The sequence below is a fragment of the Glaciecola sp. 2405UD65-10 genome (assembly GCF_048820975.1).
Taxonomy (GTDB): domain Bacteria; phylum Pseudomonadota; class Gammaproteobacteria; order Enterobacterales; family Alteromonadaceae; genus Glaciecola.
Genome location: NZ_JBMEUF010000001.1, coordinates 1,755,541 through 1,774,710, shown reverse-complemented (window position 1 = coordinate 1,774,710; position 19,170 = coordinate 1,755,541). Strand labels below are relative to the sequence as shown.

Below are 19,170 nucleotides of genomic sequence, written 5' to 3'. Positions count from 1 at the left end.
TTATGCTCAATGTAGTTATTCTTCTAGCCATGGTTTCATGGCTTTTATTTGCTTATGCACGGTCATATCGGTTGATAAAGGGCTTACCGAGCAATAACCTTTTGCTACTGCGTCAAAATCGGTGCCAATACCCGCATCTAATTCCTCGCCTAATTTGCCGTACCAAAATATAGTATTTCCAAATGGGTCGGTACTTTTTACCATTGTTTCGGCGCGGTGTCTTTTGCCGCAGCGCGTAGAGCGAATTCCCTGAATTTGTTCTAATGGTATGTTAGGCACGTTAATATTCAAAATTTGATTATTTTCTAAAGGGTGACTCGCTAATTTATCAATAATATCACAGCTTAACTTCGCTGCGGTTTCAAACAATTGGTCTTTTTTGCCGCATAGTGATACCGCCAGCGCAGGGTGGCCTAAGTGGCGTCCTTCAAGTGCGGCGGCTACCGTACCTGAATATATAGTGTCATCACCTAAGTTAGCCCCATGATTAATACCTGAAACAACTAATTCTGGCTCTTCAAACATGCCGCTATTTATACCTAATTGCACGCAATCTGATGGCGTGCCATTTACTGAATAGAAACCTTTTTCAGTTTTTTGGATGCGCAAAGGTTGATGCAATGACAAAGCATTACTCATACCGCTACAGTTTCTATCAGGGGCAATAACCGTAACTTCATGTTTTTGGCTTAAGTAAGCATGCATTACTTCAATGCCTTTAGCGAAAACACCATCATCATTACTTAACAATATACGCATCAAATATTTCCTTTTAACTACCTTGAGCTTTTACCGTTTGCCTGTACTTACTTCGGCAATTTCTCTTATTACAGAAGTCGCAAAACAACCGCTGGGTAAACTAAATTTTAACGTGAGTGTATTTTCAAATACTTCAAATGATAAATTTTTAGGAAATACTAAAATAGGCCTACGTTGCTGTTCTAGCCCTAAGTTTACTAAGGCCTCGCATACTGCTTCGTGTTCGAGGGCCTTTTCATGTTCAAATACTAGCGCTTGTGCTTTGGCGTCTAGTTTACCTTTACCCCAAAGAGGCGCGGTAATATTAACATCGCGCAGGTTTAATCGTTTAAGCGTTTCTTCGCTTTGTTCACTGTTTTGCTCATGAATAAAAAAGCTATTGCTTCCGCTTAATGACAATACATCACCATCAAATACTTGCATGTATTGTGTATTGGCTAACCGGTAGCTAACGAAGTGGTTAAATAACCAACTGCGAAGGGCTGAAACCGCCATTGATTTCTTATTGCGATTTCGAATATCTTCGCCATTAACAAGCTTTTCAGCTAGGGCTAAATTGCCCCCAAGCTGCACGCTGCCATCAGCTTTTATAAGTTCACCAAAGCGTTGGTTACCAAAATAATTAGGTACGCCTTTTTGCTCAATAAGCGCAATTCGCTCATTTAAAGCGTTGTGGTCAAACTCACTCATATTTCGTAACACAATCGTAAATTGATTTTCTTTGATTGCGCCTAAACGTAGCTTTTTGTCATTATAAGTAACATTTAGTATTCGTAGGCCTTCAATTTGAAGCGCTGACCAATCAATGTCAGCCGGTTTAACTACCGATGATTTGCGCGAGGCGTGTTGTTTACCACCAAAATAAACCCCAAACCATTGGCTGGTTGTAGCGTACTTATCTTTTCTGCCAGCATAACTCACCGCGCGTAAGGGGATTTTGGCAAACTTGGCAATTTCTTCTGCCACAAAAGCGGTATTTAGGCCGGTTTTTTCAATGTGCAAAAAGGTGTGTTCACCATTTCCGCTAGGCTCAAAGCTTAGTATTTCATTTACCTGAAAATCGCTTAGCTCTTGCTTAAGGGTAGCCTTAACAAGAGGCTCGCCGTGTAAGTATTGCCAGTTATCTACGGTTAAATTTAACATGCTTGAAGCAACACCACGGCATGGGTTTCAATGCCTTCTTTTCGACCAACAAATCCTAGCTTTTCGGTGGTGGTAGCCTTTACACTAATTCGTGATACATCGATGGAAAGCGCGTCAGCGATATTGCTGCGCATATCAATAATAAATGGTGCAAGCTTGGGGGCTTGTGCGGCAATAGTGATGTCAGCATTCACTAATTCAAAGCCTTGTTCCTGAATAAGCTTATATACGTGTTGTAGCAATACGACTGAATCGGCGTTTTTATAATCGTTGCTGGTGTCAGGAAAATGTTTGCCTATATCGCCAAGTGCCAATGCGCCTAACAAGGCATCACTGAGTGCGTGAAGGGCAACGTCTCCGTCTGAATGTGCTATTAAGCCTTGGTCATACGGGATCTTTTCACCGCATAAAATAACGGGGCCATCACCGCCAAATTTATGTACATCGTAACCGTGCCCAATTCGAATCATATTGTTGTTCCATGAAAATCGTAGTGTGAAATATTGGCCCTATGCTAGTTGGCATAGCTTCCATTAATTACTTTTTGACAAATAATACTCGGCAAGTGCTAAGTCAGCAGGGCGGGTAATTTTTAAGTTACTCGCTTGCCCTTCTACTAACATTACCTTTACCCCTGCATATTCAAGCGCAGAGGCTTCATCTGTAATTGTGGCGCCTTCGCGTAAAGCACTTTCAATTGCGTCAATTAGTAGTGCTAAGTTACTTAATTGAGGTGTTTGCGCTTGCCATAAAACAGAGCGGTCAATTGTTTGTTTAATTAGCGGCTTACTCGGTTCCGCTTGTTTAATGGTATCAGCCACTGGAATGGCAAGTATACCTGAATTTTGTGTACCACAGGCGTGTATTAGTTTGCTAATGTCGTTGTGACTTAAGCATGGCCTAGCCGCATCGTGCACTAAGACTTGCTGGTCATTTGTGGTGCTTGCCAAATACTTCAGCCCCGCTAGCACTGAATCCACTCTTTCTGCGCCGCCAATTATGGTTTGTACGCGCTTATTATCAGCAATGGCAAGATGATTAAAAATAGTGTCATCAGGGTGCAGCACAACTATCACCTTGGATATATTGGGGTGGCTCAGCATTAATGAAATGGTATGTTCAAGAATAGTTTTACTATGTATCTCTAGGTATTGTTTGGCTTTCGGCGCTTGCATTCTAGAGCCAATCCCTGCAGCGGGAATCACTACCGGTAAACGAATTTGTTGCTGTTGGGCTTGTTTGGTCACGATATTTGCTTTTCTTTATGGCGGGTTAATATTTTTGAATCTTGTGCGCCGTTTGTATTTGGGTGTTTACTGCTTGGGTAAGATGCGATAAAACGTCTCGCCTTCTTTTATCAGGCCTAGTTCATTTCGAGCGCGTTCTTCCATTGACTCTATGCCTAACTGAAGATCGTCTATATCGGCTTTGAGCAATTGATTACGTTGTTTAAGGTTTGCGTTTTGCTGCTCTAACACTTGAATTTGTACCTGCATGCCTTTGTAGTCGGAAATACTGTTTTTACCGAACCACAAGCGATATTGCAATGCACCTAGCAATGTAATAAGCAGTACTGCTATCCATTTGTTTTTCATTCTTGCATACCTTTGATTAAACACATCCAATACACATTTAAACTAATGTACTGGCCGTATACCTTACTTTACCGCATAAAGCACTGTAAAACATCCATATTGTATGAAAGTTACTATCCTCTTGCCACCGCTAGTGCAGATAATTATCGACTAAGGTGGAAAAACGCTTCAATTAAGCTTATCGTAGCGAAAATCAGTACGTACCTTATTTATTCTAATAGGCCGTGCGCGCCTCTTAAATACACTCATATCAAAGGAGTTGTTTGTAAATGTTAATGAATACCCATGCAGAGTCTGTGTCTGCTATTCGCCAAAGAATTCGCGAGTTTTATCGTATTAATGAATCACAAGCGCTTGAGCATATTTTGCCTGAAGCCGAGGTAAGTATGCGTGCAAGAAGTCGTGCGTGGGAACGTGCGCGTACTATGGTTTTGCGAATTCGTGATGAGCAAGAAGGGCACGGTGGTATTGATGCATTGTTAAACGAGTTCTCGTTATCAACAGAAGAGGGCATTGTTTTGATGTGCTTGGCCGAAGCTTTGCTGAGAGTGCCTGACAAATCAACACAAGACGAGCTTATTCGTGACAAACTCTCTAAAGGGCAGTGGTCAAGCCATTTAGGAAATAGTGATTCTATTTTTGTGAATGCTTCTGCCTGGGGCCTAATGTTCACAGGTAACATGGTGAACTACGCCAATGAGCGCAAAGCCGCACAATTTGGACTGTTGAAAAAAACCTTAGGCCGCATGGGTGAACCGGTTATTCGCCGCGCAATGAATATTGCCATGAAAATTATGGGCAAACAATTTGTAATGGGCGAAACCATAGAAGACGCGGTTAAGCGCGCCGAAGACAAAGAAAAAATAGGCTATGTATATTCATACGATATGTTAGGTGAGGGCGCACGCACATACAATGATGCACAGCGTTATTACCAAGCATACGAAGATGCTATTAAAGTGATTGGCAAAGCCGCAAAAGGAAAAGGCCCGCGTAAAAGCCCAGGTATATCGGTTAAGTTGTCGGCTATTCATCCTCGATACGACCATCTTAAATATGAACAAGTAGTGCCTGAAATAGTAGCCAAGCTCAAAGCGCTTTGCATGTTGGCCAAAGAGTACGATATAGGCTTAACGGTTGATGCTGAAGAATCAGAACGCCTCGAAATTTCGTTGGATATTATTGAAGCGGTGTTCTCTGATCCTGATTTAGGTGATTGGAATGGCTTTGGTTTAGCTGTACAGGCTTATCAAAAGCGCGCCATTTTTGTGATTGAATGGCTACGAGAGCTTAGTTTAAAAGTAAATAAAAAGCTGATGCTGCGCCTAGTAAAAGGGGCTTACTGGGACACTGAAATTAAACACAGCCAGCAAGGCGGGTTTGAAGATTTTCCAGTGTTCACGCGAAAAGCGTCTACCGATGTGTCTTACCATGCTTGTGCCAATAGATTACTAGCCTACAGAGATAGTATTTACCCACAGTTTGCTACGCACAATGCCTATACCGCTTCGGTTATTTTAGAGTTAGCCGGTGATGACAAAGAAGGCTTTGAGTTTCAATGTTTGCATGGCATGGGAGACACCCTTTATGACCAAATTGTTAAGCAAGATAACATTCAGTGCCGCGTTTACGCGCCGGTAGGAAAGCACGAAGACTTATTGGCTTACTTAGTGCGACGTTTGTTGGAAAACGGCGCAAACTCGTCATTTGTGAATGCCATAGTGGATGACACCAAAGCCGTGGAAGAGTTGCTAGGGGATCCGGTTGAGCATACTCAGCGCCTAGCCAAACGTATGAACACGCAAATTTCCATGCCCGTTAATTTATACGGTGAAAGCCGAGCCAATTCAAAAGGGCATGATTTATACGATATTGCTAAAACAACACTGCTTGCCCAAAGTATTGGCCGGTGGTTTGCCTTGCATACCAAGCATCTTGAAGTGCCGCAAAACGATGAGGCGAATCATGTAGTTCGCAACCCTGCTAACTTAAGTGAAGTACTTGGCTACCACACATTTGATACAAAAGATGCAATGCTCGCAAAACTCGATGCGGCTGATACCGCTTTTAGTTCGTGGTCACAGTTGCCGGTGGCAGAACGTGCTGAAATCTTAAATCGCACAGCGGATATACTTGAACGCCACATGGACGAGCTAATTGGCTTGTGTATAAAAGAGGCCGGTAAAATTGCGCAAGATGGCATTGACGAAATACGAGAAGCCGTTGATTTTTGCCGCTATTATGCGGTTGAAGCGCAAAAGCTCAACACCACTAACCGCCTAGTGCCGCGCGGAGTTATATTGTGTATCAGCCCATGGAATTTCCCGCTAGCTATTTTCCTAGGCCAAGTAGCCGCCGCTATTGTTACGGGCAATACCGTAATGGCAAAACCTGCCGAGCAAACCAGTTTAATTGCCGCCAGAGCCATTGAATTGATGCACGCGGTAGGCTTGCCTAAAGATGTAGTGCAAGTGATTATTGCGTCAGGCCCTGATGTAGGCGATACCTTATTACCTGATGAACGTATTCAAGGTGTTATGTTTACTGGGTCAACCCAAACGGGTAGCTTGATTTCACAAACCCTTGCTCAAAGGGAAGGCTCGCAGGTGCCATTAATTGCTGAAACCGGTGGGCAAAACTGCATGATTGTAGATTCTACCGCGCTACCTGAACAGGTGATTGATGATGTGGTGCAATCGGGCTTTCAAAGTGCAGGCCAGCGATGCTCAGCTTTGCGCGTGCTATTTATTCAAGAAGACGTGGCTGACACTTTCATAAGCATGTTAATTGGCGCAATGAAAACCTTAAGCATTGGCGACCCACAATGGCTGTCTACCGATATTGGCCCAGTTATAGATACAAAAGCATTAAACACACTTACTAGCCATACCGAGTTTATGAAAGACAAAGGTAAGCTGCTTTACCAATGTGAGCTAAGTGATGATTTAGATGGCACTTACTTTGCGCCTCGTTTATACGAGATTGATAACATTAACGTGCTTGAAAAAGAAGTGTTTGGCCCTTGCGTTCATGTTGTGCGCTTTAAAGGCAAAGACTTAGATAAGGTGATTGATCAAATTAATGACACTGGCTATGGCCTGACTATGGGGGTGCATACTCGTATTGAAGAGCGAGCTTATGAGCTGGCTAAATTATCACGCGCAGGTAACGTATACATTAACCGCAATATGATTGGTGCAATTGTTGGCGTACAACCATTTGGTGGTAGAGGTTTATCGGGTACAGGCCCTAAAGCCGGTGGCCCGAATTACTTACCTCGCTTAATGATGGAAAAGGTAACACCTGAATTAACAAATGATAGCGATGAGTTTGCTGATGACCAAGCCTTAGTGAGTGATGAGTCAGCGTATAGCGAAGTGCAAGCATTAGTAAGCAGTGCGTCAAAAGTAAGCCGTGAATGGCGCTTAACCACGCTTACGTCAAGGTTGTCATGTGTACGACAGCTATTGGCAAAAATAGCGAATGTAGATATTGTTGATGAATTAGCCGATGATTTGAACACAACCTTAGCAAGCGCTAGATCGCAGTTACTGGCGATTGAAAAACGTTTGAAAAAGCCACAGGTGTTACCCGGTCCTACAGGTGAATCAAATACCTTACACCTTGAACCAAGGGGCACCTTGGTAACGTTCGCTGATAAAGAAGTAACGTTTGAATATTGGGTCTTATCAATTGTTACGGGTTTAGCTACGGGTAATGTTGTGATATCAGTGGTATCAGACTTATTTTATGATGAAGCTCTGGCCTTTAAAGATAAATTCGAAAGTTCGGGCGCGCCTAAAGGCGTTTTCCAAGTAGCCAAACTTAAGCACTTAGAAGCCTTACTTGAGCATGCTGACATTGCCGGTATGATTATTGACAGTAATACATCGAGAACGGCAAACATTGTGCAAAAAATGGCGGCTCGTTCTGGCGCTATTTTACCGGTAATTACCGCTGAGTATAATGACAACATGATTCAGCGCTTATTAACTGAAAAAACAATCAGTATTGATACCACCGCATCTGGTGGAAATACCTCCCTAATGACCCTTAGCGAAGACGACGAATAAGGGGAATGCTATGGAGATAGAACTTAAACTAGCTTGCGAAACGGATGCGCTTGAGCGCTTTGAGAATAGTGTGCTGCCTTTACTTACAAACCAAGGCATTGATGTAGAGCGCTCTCATGCGCATTTATACAATGAGTATTTTGATACGCCATCTGAATTTTTTGGAAAGCGTAAAATGGGTTGTAGGGTGCGCGCTAAAAACCATGAGTATGAGCAAACGGTTAAAACGAACGGCGAGGTAACCGGGGGGCTTCATCAGCGCCCCGAATATAACGTAAAGTTAGAATCTCCGGTACCTGATTTAGCAAAATTCCCAGCCGACATTTGGGAAGATTCTATCAACATTAAACAAGTTAACGACGAACTCGAAGGTTTGTTTTCAACGCATTTTGAACGAACTACATTTGTTCTAAGCCAGAATGATTACAAAATGGAAGTGGTGTTTGATTTTGGTGAAGTTAAACGCAAGCAAGACGCTATTCCCATTTGTGAAATTGAGCTGGAATTAATAGACGGTGAAGCGATTCACTTATTTAACATCGCTTCGATGATAGTAGAGCATATACCAAGCCGTTTAAGCGATGTGACAAAGGCGGCGCGTGGCTATCAACTATTGCATGGTAACGTGCCTGAAAAACGCAGTTTACCCGCTTATTTAAAGTTAAATGAAGGGCTGAGTACAGAAGATGCGTTCTGCAAAACGATATCTATAGGCCTACAGCACTGGCAGTATCATCAGCATGTATACTCGCAAACGAATCGTTTAAAAGCTTTATTAGAGATACGCGAAAGCCTATTGATACTTTTGCAGGCGGTGTCGTTGTACTTGCCTGTGCTGCAATGTAAAGAGCTGCTTGAATTGCATAAAGCGTTACTCACGCTGAATCAGGCGTGGGCATGGCAAGACCAACTAGAAAGCATTCATCGCTTGCGTTCACGCAAGGGGCCGTTTAGCCGTAGAATTCCTAAAAATCAAAATTTGATGAATTACCTAATGGGACGCCGAGAAGGTTTGCTCAATGCACATAAACCCCATGAATTGAATATGTCAAAATTGAGTGCAAAGGTGCAGCTGGCAGCGTCTAGAATCTTAATTGAAAAGCCGTGGCAAATGCAAAAGTCAGGCAGTGAAATAAGTGTGAAACAACACGCGAATGGTTGGTTGTCACAAACTTGGCAAACGGTGATTCAGTCATTACCTGCAGATGCGAGTATGAATGAAAATCAGTACGTGGCAATAGAGGTATTGTTAAAACAATCGCTTATTAATGGGTTCATGCTTTCTGGCTTATTTGCTGATAGCCGGGGCCAATTTAGAGACCCTTGGCTTGATTTATCTTCGGGTATTGTCGAGCTAAAGGCGATTTTGCTATTGCACGAGGCTCTTAATGATATGCAGGTAGATGATAAAGCCGAGTTTTCTAGCTGGATCCAAGACAAAACCCATAGCTTAATCAAAGTAATGGAGCAAACTCGAAAAGTAGCGATGGGGCTAGATACGTACTGGTAACATTCCTTGCTTCTGCTAAATACAAAAAAGCCGTTCTTGTTGTTAATGCTATAAAAGCAAAAATAACAAAAACGGCTTTTTTACAAGCTTACAAACCTGCCTAGTTAGGCCTCTTCGTCAGGTAATTCATTTGCTGCGTCGTCAGTTTGCGATTCCATTTCTTCTGGATCAATTTCATCAATTGGAATGGTTTGCTCAACGCTAAAATGCACGCAACTGGCTTGTGAATAGTTAGGTACATTGTCGTAACTGAACACTGCATAGTACTTAGGTACATTTGGGTTACCAAAACTGTCAAAGGTGTAGTTGTCAGGGCCACCATAAAGCTTAACGCCATCAAAAGGAGAGCGGGGCGGATGGAAGCGATTACGTACTACAAATGAGCCAACGAAGTCTTCGCTTTGTGGGTTATCCCATAAAATTTTCACTTTGTTGTTTTCAATTTTGGTTTGCACATTAGTTGGCGCATCAAGCGGCGTCTTATTGCGTTCAATATACTCAAGTACTAAAGTCGCTTGCTCGTTTTCAATGGCATTGTTCACCCATTCCACTAATTCATCTTGCCCATCTCTAAAACCAGATGTAGCACGAATGAGGAAGTAAGCTTGCGCATTTTCACTGTGAATTTCTTCAAGTACATTGCGGCTGTAACTATCAAAATCAAAATAGTGTTGTTTTTTATTGCGTAGTTCAGCATTGCTAACTTCGTAACCTATGTACTGAATGCTCTTTCGTTCTTTTACGCTTTCATAATCAATATCTTCAAACTCAGCTAGTTCAACGGTAAAGCGAATATCCTTTTTAGGACCAAGCGCATTTTTGTTTGATAAGGCTAAATATGCTTTTGTAATAACGGTTTTACTTGGCTCAGGCATAGAGTGCAGGGCAAAGGCTAAGTGCCCATATATTTTATTACCGTCTTTATCGTAACCAGTTTGTAGCTTACCAGAGGTATTTCCATTGGCCGTAATAGTATTAACGCTAGTAGGGGCTAATTCTAGTTTTTTGGCCTGGCGGGTATAGGTTATTTGTAAGTTTGGACGGTAGTGAATACCTGAGCCAAAGCGTCCATAACCAATATCAAACTGCATCATTTGAGAATCAGCGCCATTCGGTAAGGTGGTGGGCCCATCAATACGAATAAGCACATTGCCTGTTTTTAGCTGCTCTTGCAAAATACTGCGTTCTTTACCGTTTAATTGCCAGTCACTCCATACCCCTTGGGTAACGCGGTCGGACTCAATAGTTTGGCCCGAGTGAATAACTTTGGCGTTAACAATATCGTTGTAATCACGAATGTTAGGCACCGAATCCACATCTAAAAATGAGATCCCCCATTCACCGTAACCCGTCAGCTTAGCACTTACGCGGTTCATCGGATAAATAGAGAAACACGCTTGTGTAATTTCTGCGTCGTCAGGTAAACGGTCTAGTGAAAATGAAATTACGCCATAGCAAACACCGCGGCTTTTGTTCACTCCAATAAACAAGGAGTTATGGCCGAAATGTTCAAAATTGCGTTCTTGCGTATACTGTCCAACATACCCAATTTGTTTTGCACTAGGGAAAAGCGTTTTACTAAATTGCTCGTGAGCTAATAAAGTACGTAACTTAACTTCCGGTGCATAAGGACTTTTAATTTGGGTACTGATTGATACCGCACGAATTTTATAAAAATAATGCTGCCCTTGCTTTAACTGAATATCTTGAAAATTTAGCGCTTTAGTAATCCCAACAAGATTGTCATCTAAACAGGGGCCCTTATGCTGAGTGTTTCTATAAATTTCAAAATAAACGTCTTCATCGGAAGGGTAAGACCATTCTAGCAATACAGAATTTTCGCTTATTTCACCAATATTAAAATCATCGGGGCGAGGTGGCGCTATATCAGAATAGTTGACCGCAGAACTCAGCGCATGAACTAAGGCAGGAATGTTTTCATTTACATTCTGAGACATATTTTCCATGTAATCAGGAATGTTTTTTGTACCTACCTCAACAACGGTTGAAATAATACCTAAGCTGTAATAATACTCTCGGCCACTTCCATTTATTAAATTAGTGGGCGGTTTTCCGCGGTGAATGCCGTATTTTCTGCCAGTGACTTTTTCAATTTCAAAAGCCATATTGGCGCAAAGAGTGTTTAAGTCTGTGGTATCAATTTCAGCTTCGTGATCAAATTTGTGCGCAGGGAAGAAAACGTTGCCCTGAGAATGATAATCCAAGGCCATGGTAATATTTTTATGTGCATCTACAAAATCACGAACGGCGCGTGTTTCAGGTTCTGAAAATGCCGAAGGACCACCATAAGTGTTTGAAGAGGGATCTGAACGAGCCTTAAATCGCACGCCGAAGTTTCTATTCAAATCAACGCCGAACGAACCATCACCGTTGTTGCGTCTATTCTTGCGCCAAAAAGAGAAATGCGTACGTGAATACTCAAACCCGTCAGGGTTAAGGCAAGGTACTATGTACAAAGTATTGCGCGTAAGCGCTTCTTGCAACTTTGGATTAAATTGATAGTTGTCAGTAATGTACTTTATAAATGTGTTTGCCAGTTCAATACCAATCCATTCACGAGCGTGAATGGTACCGGTATATAACATAGCTGGCTTTTTATCAGCATTTTTAACATCGATGCTAATAGTCGCCATCATAATGGGGCGGCCTTCCCATGTGTCACCAATGCTCTCAACTTTGATTAAATCAGGATATGCAGCTGCTGATTCATTTAGAAACTCAATGGTTTCTTTGTATGAAAAATATTGTTTTTTCATTCTTCTACTTAACGTTTATAGAGCAGTTTCGCTTTTGAACTCCTTCCACTTAGTTAGCATATTAGTGAGCTTCTTCTCACCTATATTTTTAACTTTGTAAAATTCAGCGCCATCTGCTTCTAATGATTGATGAATAACGGATAAGTCTAAGGTTTCAAATATTAATGAAACCTGCTTTTTACCGAAACCTTTTATGCTTGCAAAAAATAATTCAAACTGCTCGGCATTATACGTTAAACCGCTGTTAATTTGTTCTATTTCCTGCGATTCAGCCGTTTCATCGGCTTCTGCTTGTATTACTTGGCTATTTAATTCTGTAGATCCCTGTATAGATGCACTCTTTGCGCCAGAGTTGCTTGATTTTTCAGCGCTAGACGTCTTTTTAGAATTCTTTGTTTGGTAGTTATCTTGGCGGTTCCACTTCTCACTAGGCCATTCTTCTTTCTTTTCGTCAATGGTGTCAACTATGGGGTAGTTGTCATCACTTATTTTTGTAAATAGTTCACCACCGTCACAGCTTGGCAGAACTTCTTTACCAAAGGTGATGTAGCGCATTGTACGAAGCACTGAAGAATTTATCTTAGACAGCTCTTCCCAGTTATATAAAGGAATGTTCGGCAAGTTAAATTTACCCTTAGAAAATTTCCACATCAAGTACTGACCAATCCAATCTCGAATATAAGGAAAAGCAGCAAATGCGGTAGCACATTCCAATATTCGATATTTACCATCAACGCCTACTGCAACGTCACAAGCCCAGTATTCCGCTTTTGCGGCTTTCGATACTTTTACTGAAAGGTCTAGTACCTCTTGTGGTACGTCTTGGTAATCCATTGAACCACCTTGGCTGGTATTCGTTAACCATTCACCTTCAGGTGGGCGACGCCAGAATGCACAAACAGGCTTATGACCAATTAGCATAACGCGAATATCGGCTGCCATTGGCACAAAATCTTGCAGGTAAACTGGGTAGTATTTTTTCTTTTCAAGTAAGGTTTGCGCTTCTTTGTAACTATCCACTTTGTGAACAAAATAGCCACCGTAGTTTGAAGGCCCGTATGATTTTTTAATGATCTTGGGGTAGCTGGTTTTTTTCAAAAACGTATCAGCTTCTTGCTTTTCATAAAAAATACGAGTTTTAGGAATTGGGATATTGTACTTTTCGCAAAACAGGGTCACGTTTTCTTTAGATTTGTTAGCAAATTGTGTGTCGAGTGACGGAACAAACTCAACATTGGGTAAGGCGCGGCTTATTTCACGAAAGGTTTCGTAGGCAGTCGCCGGAATATTGCCAATAAGGATTTCGATATTTTTACGCTTCACTTCTTTGATAAAGCGATCTTTATCATTTCGCCAATGATACGTGACAGTATCTATTTTATCAGGCCAGCCTCTAAAATTAGATTTATTAAAAAATTGCAGTACATGGTCTAAATACAACAAGCCTATTTTAGGAAGTTTGGTTTTACCTTTTTTAGTCATTCTGCGTTCTCTTCTACAATTCGTTCAATCAGGTTAGCAATTTTCTCAAGCTTTAATTTGTTATAATCAATGCCTAGCTTTTCTTGCTCTGGCGTGGCAAATGCAGGAATGCCATTTACCTCAAGTACCACATACTCCTCGGTGTCTAGGTCGTAGAGTAAGTCTACTCCAGCTATTTCTAAGCCGGTTACCTTAGCCGCTTTAATGGCAAGCTCAATAATATCGTCATCAGGTTTACGTAATATGACAGAGCCACCGCTGGTAATGTTTGTTTTCCAATCATCCTTAGGTGCTGTGCGGCCATAGCAGCCTACAAATTCCCCATCAACTATATCTACTCGCCAATCTGACTTGTCATAATTGATGAATTTTTCAAGGTAGAAATGTTTCATATCCATTCTATTTAAAAATGGAATAAGTACATCAAGTGAGCGTTCATCTTCAATTTTTACTATGCCATTGCCGCCCCAACCATCAGTGGGTTTATAAACAACGTGCCCTTGCCATTCCCGTACGGTATTTTTAAGTAAGGAAATATCCATATGCCCAATTAAACGGTATTCAGACGTACGAATACCGGCTCTGTTTAGCAAGTGTGCCGTTAAAAATTTATCTTCCGTAATAGTAAACGCGTCATAATTATTAATAGTAGGAATAGAGTGACTTAGCGCGTCGTACATATAAACTTGGTATGCAGTTTGTTCACCTGCATTATATGAGAAAAAGGCAGATAAGCCTTCCATTACTATGCCGTTACATACAATTTCACCATTGTGAGCCGAAGAATTGGCTAAATCCAAATTGGTGATAGCATGTATCCCTTTATTTTTAAGTAAATCAACAAGTTGAAGTTGCAATTCACTTCCACCACTATTTTGGTACATCCACATACCGATGGTTGGCTGTGAACCAAAATTTGTTGTATGCATCGCAGTATTCTCCCTAAAAAACTCATGACCTAAGCCTAGAGTCTACTTTTTAATTATGACGGTACGTAAATTTTTACGCTTATATAGCAACTAAAATATGATGTATTTATAAACACTTGAGCAATAATGAAGCCAATTCGAAATTGGTCCTGCCACTTTCATTCTACTTGCTGCATTAATAAGCACTCTTGACACTTTCAATCAACATTGACGTTAGTGATAAGGTAAGGAAAGACCTTTGGCGCTTAGTTTACAGAGAATGCGTGTTTGATTCTCAACATAACAATATAGCCTTTAGTCGTAGAGCATGATCGTTTCGTTCTTTTTGTTCTATTCATCATGTAAGGTCAAATGCGTGTAATTATTGCCCAATATCATGCAGTTGTTACATTGTGGTGCATGTATTTTAAGTTTGGATAAGTAAGCGAAAATAAACGAGGGGCTGGCGCAAAATATTCGCCACGTAGGGCTAGCACGAGGGGGCCCTTCAATTAATATGAAAATCAAACACCTTCGGTTAATTGGTATTGCAATTGCTTGTAGCTAATTGTGGTAATCAAGCCCCTAACAAATAACTTATGCCAAAGGCATTGTTTTTAAAGGAACACAAGTGGACTTCACTGAACTAGCAAGCATTATTAATTTAAATTCTTACACTAAAAATAAATCGGGTGTAGACGAAAACCGCGTTATTTTCAGCCAATGGATGGAAGACTTAGGCTTTAGCACGCAAGTGTTTGCTCGTGAGCATATAGGCGATCATGTTTTATACAGCTCCCCCGTTGTGGAAGGCAAAAAGCGAGTGTTGTTATTAGGCCATTTAGATACTGTATTTCCGCCCAATACTTTCACGGATTTTTCTGAAGACGATGAGTGGGTATATGGCCCCGGTGTATGCGATATGAAAGGCGGTAACGTAGTTGCCTTAGAGTCATTACGGGCAGTTAAGAACAAGCAAGGCAAACTAAACAATATTGATATGCTGCTGGTAAGTGACGAAGAAAGCGGAAGCGATGACAGCAAGCTTTTAAGTGCAAAATTAGCCGAAGACTATGACATATGCTTAGTGTTTGAAGCCGCTGGAAAAGACCATGAAGTGGTTGTTGAGCGCAAAGGGGTAGGGACCTTTACCATCCAGCTAACTGGCAAAGCTGCCCATGCGGGAAATCACTACAGTGATGGGTGCAATGCCAATTTGGCCGCTGCCCATATGATTATCGCCTTAACCGCTTTAACTGATTTAAGCCAAAATAGCACAGTGAATGCCGGGAAAATAAGTGGCGGCATTGGCGCAAATACCATTTCACCAAAAGCTGAAATTATTGTTGAGCTGCGCTACACACAAAGCACAGAGAAAGAACGCTTACTAAAAGGTATTAAAGAAATTTGCCAAAATCCAGCAGTAGATGGGGTGAGTGCTAGCTTAAGTGGCGGCATTCAGCGTGATGTGATGCAAAGCTCTGAGCCTCAAAGCCAGTTGATTGAGCAAATTAATAACATTTTAGGTTACCCGCTGAAAACGGAAAAACGTGGTGGCGTAAGTGACGCAAACATTGTTTCAGCTGCTGGTGTGGCTACTTTAGATGGCTTTGGCCCTTTTGGTGATGGTGACCATACTATTCATGAACGCGCCAGTAAAGCCAGTTTTACACGCCGCATAGGTGAAGTCACTAAAATATTGCTGGCCTTCAATCAGTAATACTGACCTGAACAATGCCTCCGTTTTGCAAGGCGAAATAAAGCGCAAACTCATCGTTTTCGTTTACCTCGCTTTGCATGGACCTTACCCCGCCAAATAGGGTGCTATCAGGGTGAGTAAACGCTTCCCAAGTTTGGCCGCCATCGTTAGTAAGTTCAAGCACTAGGGGCTGTGTGGTGCTTATATCCTTTGACCAGCCAGCGGTATACATTGTGCTGGTATTACTGGGGTCAATAATAAGTGAATAGTAAAAGCGATAGCCATTATCTAGCAATACACCTGTCCATGTTTCACCGTTATTTTCAGTTTTTATTATGCCGCCTTCACCGGCAGCAAAAACAACATCGCTTGAATCAGGGTGTATTACAATACCTTCTATTGTACTGGGTATGGGAAGCAGTGCACTTACTGCATCGTTATGCGATTGCGTGGTATTTGAAGCGCTTGAATACTCTTGTAAAATTGGATTTTCTATTGCGCCTTGTCCACCAAACCATACGCTTTGATTGGCACTATTAACAGTTAATGCGGCTGCGCCTCGCGCTAGCCCTTGCCACGTACCTGATAGCTTCTGCCATGTTCGGCCTTCATCATTCGAACTCGCTAAAACGCTGTAACCACTCGCGTAAAGAATGCCTGTTTGTGGCTCATAAACAATGGCTTGTACTTTTTCGTTGCTTAACCCCGGCGTAACCGTAGGGCCGCCAAAATCATGCGTTATAAATTCCCACGTATTTCCGGCATCGGTGCTTTGAGCAAGTTGAAAGGTATTGTTGATTTGTATGGATGCAACGAAGTGGCTTGCTGATACAATGGCAACATCAAATACCATCCAAGCGTTAGATGACTGCAGTGTCCATTGGTCATTAACCAACTTATATATACCACTGTTGCTTGCGCCTAGTTTAGTGGCGCCGGAAAAGCGAAGTTTATTAATGACTACATTGCTTAATACGGGGTCTGAAAAAGTGATTTGATTGGCAGGGTCTGGCACAGGTTGTGGAACAGGATTGTTAGTTAGTTCAGAACTGCCCCCGCCCCCGCAAGCCAATAGGATAAGCATAATAAGAGTAAGGCTTAGGTATTGGGCGTATCTCATTAGGTTCATCCTATTCCCCTACAAAAGTGAAACAAAGAATTACCTAGTAAACAGCTTTTACTCTAGGTGTGGTGTTTTTAACCATAAACCACGACTGCGAACTTATCAAGCGAGTCACTGAGGTATCATCTATACCATGTTGAGTTCTTGTAACACTATTTTTAAAGCTAGCATTTCATCTTTGTCCAGTGCTTGTAAGGGCTGCGGCAAGCATTGGGCTTCGGTATAGCCTAGCAAGTGTGCTGCACCAGCCATTACTCGCATGCCACCTTTATGTTGAACAAACAAATCCCATATTGGACTGAGCTTTTCAGAGGCATTATTAGCCTCATTTGTATTTTGCTGCTTGGCTAAATAAATAAGCTGCTTGACCGTGTTTGGAAACAAGCCGCCTAATACCGACAACCACATATCGCACCCTGCTTGCATACCCCTTACGCCAAACTTATCGCCGCTCACCCCTAGCGCAAAATTGGCCGGTAAGGATGCCCGCAAGGCAGTGGTTGCATCTCTAGCATCTGTGCATTCAAATCGTTTGCCGGGCATTTTTATGGCTTCAATTTTGTTTAATTGCGCAAGTTGAACGTAAAGGTCGTCGCTAAAACTAAATTGGGTTGTGCCTGGGTTGTCGTATATGCATAACGGAATTGATAAGTTAGCAGAGACCTTCTCATACAAAGCAAAGACCTCTGCTTCCTTCAAAGGGTGGTAAGAAGTAGGCGCTAGCAAAACCGCATCTACCCCTGCTTTTTGAACAACTTCAAGATTGCGCAGAACATCACTTGTTCGTAGCGCTCCAATACCCACCATTACAGGAATATTAAGGGCCATTTGAACGGCCATTGTGGTTAATGATTCTTTTTCTTTAACACTGAGGTAAGGGTATAAGCCGGTTGACCCTAAAGGACAAATTGAATCTACTTTTGCGTCTACTAAGTTGCTAAGCAATGATTCAAAAGCTGAATAATCTATCTTTTCGTCTTTAAAAGGCGTTAAGGGAAATGCCGATAAACCTGAGAACATATGAGATTCCTTTTCAGTTTGTATATTCAATAGCTTCTACTTACAAACGCCTATGTTTGACTATTTACGCCGTTTTTTCATCCTAGCACTTTGCTCTTCGCGTTTTTCAGTGCGCTTCTCTTTACGATCTTTTTTGTCAGGTGTTAATGAGCCATCTTTAAATTTTTGCTTGCGATTCGCTTTATCGGCTAGTTTCTTAGCCGCTACTTCTGCCATTTCTTCTTTTTCTTTTACCAGCATTGCGGGTGTTTCTAAAGTAATACGTCCTAGCTTGCCAGAGCGAAGTTCATTAATTAACACTTCGCATATTTTATGTAAATTAACACGCCCCCCAGCCATTTTGGCGCCGCGCGAACCTGCGGCTAATTCCAAAAACTCCAGCTCAGTTTGCGCATAGCAATCAAGTTTAAAGCGCGTTTTCATTTCTTCTGGATAGGCTTTAATCAAGTAATCGGCTGCGAAAAAACCTACATCATCATATTCCATGGCCGTATCTTTAACTGCGCCAGATGCCGCCAAACGATAGCCCGTATTGGGGTTTTCAAGTTTTGGCCATAACACGCCTGGGGTATCAAACAGCACTATGCCGCTACCCAAATTAATACGCTGTTGGCTTTTGGTCACGGCAGGCTCATTACCGGTTTTAGCAATAGTGCGCTCAGCTAAAATATTAATAAGCGTTGATTTTCCAACATTGGGAATGCCCATTATCATGGCATTAATAGTTTTAATTGATTGGTCTTTTTGCGCACAGGTTTTACGAATTAAATCAATAAGCTGCTTTGTTTTTGCTGGATTGTCATTTGACGTTGTAATGGTTTTAACACCACGCTCTGATTCCAAATGGGCTTGCCAGTCAGCCGTAATTGCTGGGTCTGCTAAATCAGACTTATTGAGAATCTTAATACAGGGCTTGTTGCCGCGTATTTTTGCAATTTCAGGGTTTTCACTCGAATAAGGGATACGTGCATCTAAGACCTCAATAAGAATATCGACGCCACTAAGTGCGTCTTTTATTTCCTTTAAGGCTTTGTGCATATGCCCTGGGAACCAATGTACTGCCATGCTCGTTTTCCTTAAA

The 19,170-nt window shown here is 41.8% G+C and carries 14 protein-coding genes; 3 read left to right on the top strand and 11 right to left on the bottom strand.

Annotated elements, in window-relative coordinates; all coding sequences use genetic code 11:
* Window positions 1-15 precede the first annotated feature (15 nt).
* The 5 genes from surE to ftsB form a co-directional block, all read right to left on the bottom strand.
* Window positions 16-759, bottom strand: coding sequence for a 5'/3'-nucleotidase SurE (surE, locus tag ACOI22_RS07955; protein WP_420671493.1), 744 nt, complete (start codon window positions 757-759; stop codon window positions 16-18).
* Window positions 760-789: 30 nt separating this feature from the next.
* Window positions 790-1,902 carry a tRNA pseudouridine(13) synthase TruD gene (gene truD, locus ACOI22_RS07950; protein WP_420671492.1) on the bottom strand — a complete coding sequence of 371 codons (1,113 nt, stop codon included), beginning with the start codon at window positions 1,900-1,902 and terminating at the stop codon, window positions 790-792.
* A complete protein-coding gene (gene ispF, locus ACOI22_RS07945; protein ID WP_420671491.1) occupies window positions 1,896-2,372 on the bottom strand; it encodes a 2-C-methyl-D-erythritol 2,4-cyclodiphosphate synthase in 477 nt (158 codons plus the stop codon). The genes truD and ispF overlap by 7 nt, the downstream gene beginning before the upstream one ends.
* A gap of 63 nt (window positions 2,373-2,435) precedes the next feature.
* Window positions 2,436-3,149 (bottom strand): 2-C-methyl-D-erythritol 4-phosphate cytidylyltransferase, encoded by a 714-nt coding sequence (ispD, locus tag ACOI22_RS07940; protein WP_420671490.1) that lies wholly within the window; start codon window positions 3,147-3,149, stop codon window positions 2,436-2,438.
* Between the two features lie 66 nt (window positions 3,150-3,215).
* Complete coding sequence (ftsB, locus tag ACOI22_RS07935; protein WP_420671489.1) at window positions 3,216-3,497, bottom strand: cell division protein FtsB; 282 nt, start codon at window positions 3,495-3,497, stop codon at window positions 3,216-3,218.
* A 269-nt stretch (window positions 3,498-3,766) separates the two neighbouring features.
* On the opposite strand from ftsB, the gene putA reads away from it, so the two are divergent.
* Both putA and ACOI22_RS07925 read left to right on the top strand, forming a co-directional pair.
* On the top strand, window positions 3,767-7,570 hold the full coding sequence (gene putA / locus ACOI22_RS07930; RefSeq protein ID WP_420671488.1) for a bifunctional proline dehydrogenase/L-glutamate gamma-semialdehyde dehydrogenase PutA: 3,804 nt from the start codon (window positions 3,767-3,769) through the stop codon (window positions 7,568-7,570).
* 10 nt (window positions 7,571-7,580) lie between these two features.
* Complete coding sequence (locus ACOI22_RS07925; protein WP_420671487.1) at window positions 7,581-9,080, top strand: inorganic triphosphatase; 1,500 nt, start codon at window positions 7,581-7,583, stop codon at window positions 9,078-9,080.
* A 104-nt stretch (window positions 9,081-9,184) separates the two neighbouring features.
* Here ACOI22_RS07925 and ACOI22_RS07920 read toward each other — a convergent pair whose 3' ends face one another.
* Genes ACOI22_RS07920 through ACOI22_RS07910 form a run of 3 tightly spaced genes read right to left on the bottom strand, consistent with a single transcriptional unit; the run spans window position 9,185 to window position 14,268 of the window.
* Window positions 9,185-11,857: a M14 family zinc carboxypeptidase gene (locus ACOI22_RS07920; RefSeq protein ID WP_420671486.1), complete on the bottom strand. Its 2,673-nt coding sequence runs from the start codon at window positions 11,855-11,857 to the stop codon at window positions 9,185-9,187.
* Window positions 11,858-11,872: 15 nt separating this feature from the next.
* Window positions 11,873-13,339: an ATP-grasp domain-containing protein gene (locus ACOI22_RS07915; RefSeq protein ID WP_420671485.1), complete on the bottom strand. Its 1,467-nt coding sequence runs from the start codon at window positions 13,337-13,339 to the stop codon at window positions 11,873-11,875.
* Window positions 13,336-14,268 (bottom strand): ATP-grasp domain-containing protein, encoded by a 933-nt coding sequence (locus tag ACOI22_RS07910; RefSeq protein WP_420671484.1) that lies wholly within the window; start codon window positions 14,266-14,268, stop codon window positions 13,336-13,338. Before ACOI22_RS07910 ends, ACOI22_RS07915 begins: the two co-directional genes overlap by 4 nt.
* A 610-nt stretch (window positions 14,269-14,878) precedes the next feature.
* Here ACOI22_RS07910 and ACOI22_RS07905 point away from each other — a divergent pair.
* The gene (locus ACOI22_RS07905) at window positions 14,879-15,967 is read left to right on the top strand and encodes a M20 family metallopeptidase (protein WP_420671483.1); all 1,089 of its coding nucleotides are present in this window, start codon (window positions 14,879-14,881) and stop codon (window positions 15,965-15,967) included.
* Here the strand turns inward: ACOI22_RS07905 and ACOI22_RS07900 are convergent.
* From ACOI22_RS07900 to ylqF, 3 genes are all read right to left on the bottom strand, one after another.
* On the bottom strand, window positions 15,957-17,066 hold the full coding sequence (locus tag ACOI22_RS07900) for a hypothetical protein (RefSeq protein WP_420671482.1): 1,110 nt from the start codon (window positions 17,064-17,066) through the stop codon (window positions 15,957-15,959). The two genes, ACOI22_RS07905 and ACOI22_RS07900, sit on opposite strands and share 11 nt — an antisense overlap.
* A 129-nt stretch (window positions 17,067-17,195) precedes the next feature.
* Window positions 17,196-18,089, bottom strand: coding sequence for a dihydrodipicolinate synthase family protein (locus ACOI22_RS07895; RefSeq protein ID WP_420671481.1), 894 nt, complete (start codon window positions 18,087-18,089; stop codon window positions 17,196-17,198).
* A gap of 60 nt (window positions 18,090-18,149) precedes the next feature.
* Window positions 18,150-19,154: a ribosome biogenesis GTPase YlqF gene (ylqF, locus tag ACOI22_RS07890; protein ID WP_420671480.1), complete on the bottom strand. Its 1,005-nt coding sequence runs from the start codon at window positions 19,152-19,154 to the stop codon at window positions 18,150-18,152.
* Between the last annotated feature and the right edge of the window lie 16 nt (window positions 19,155-19,170).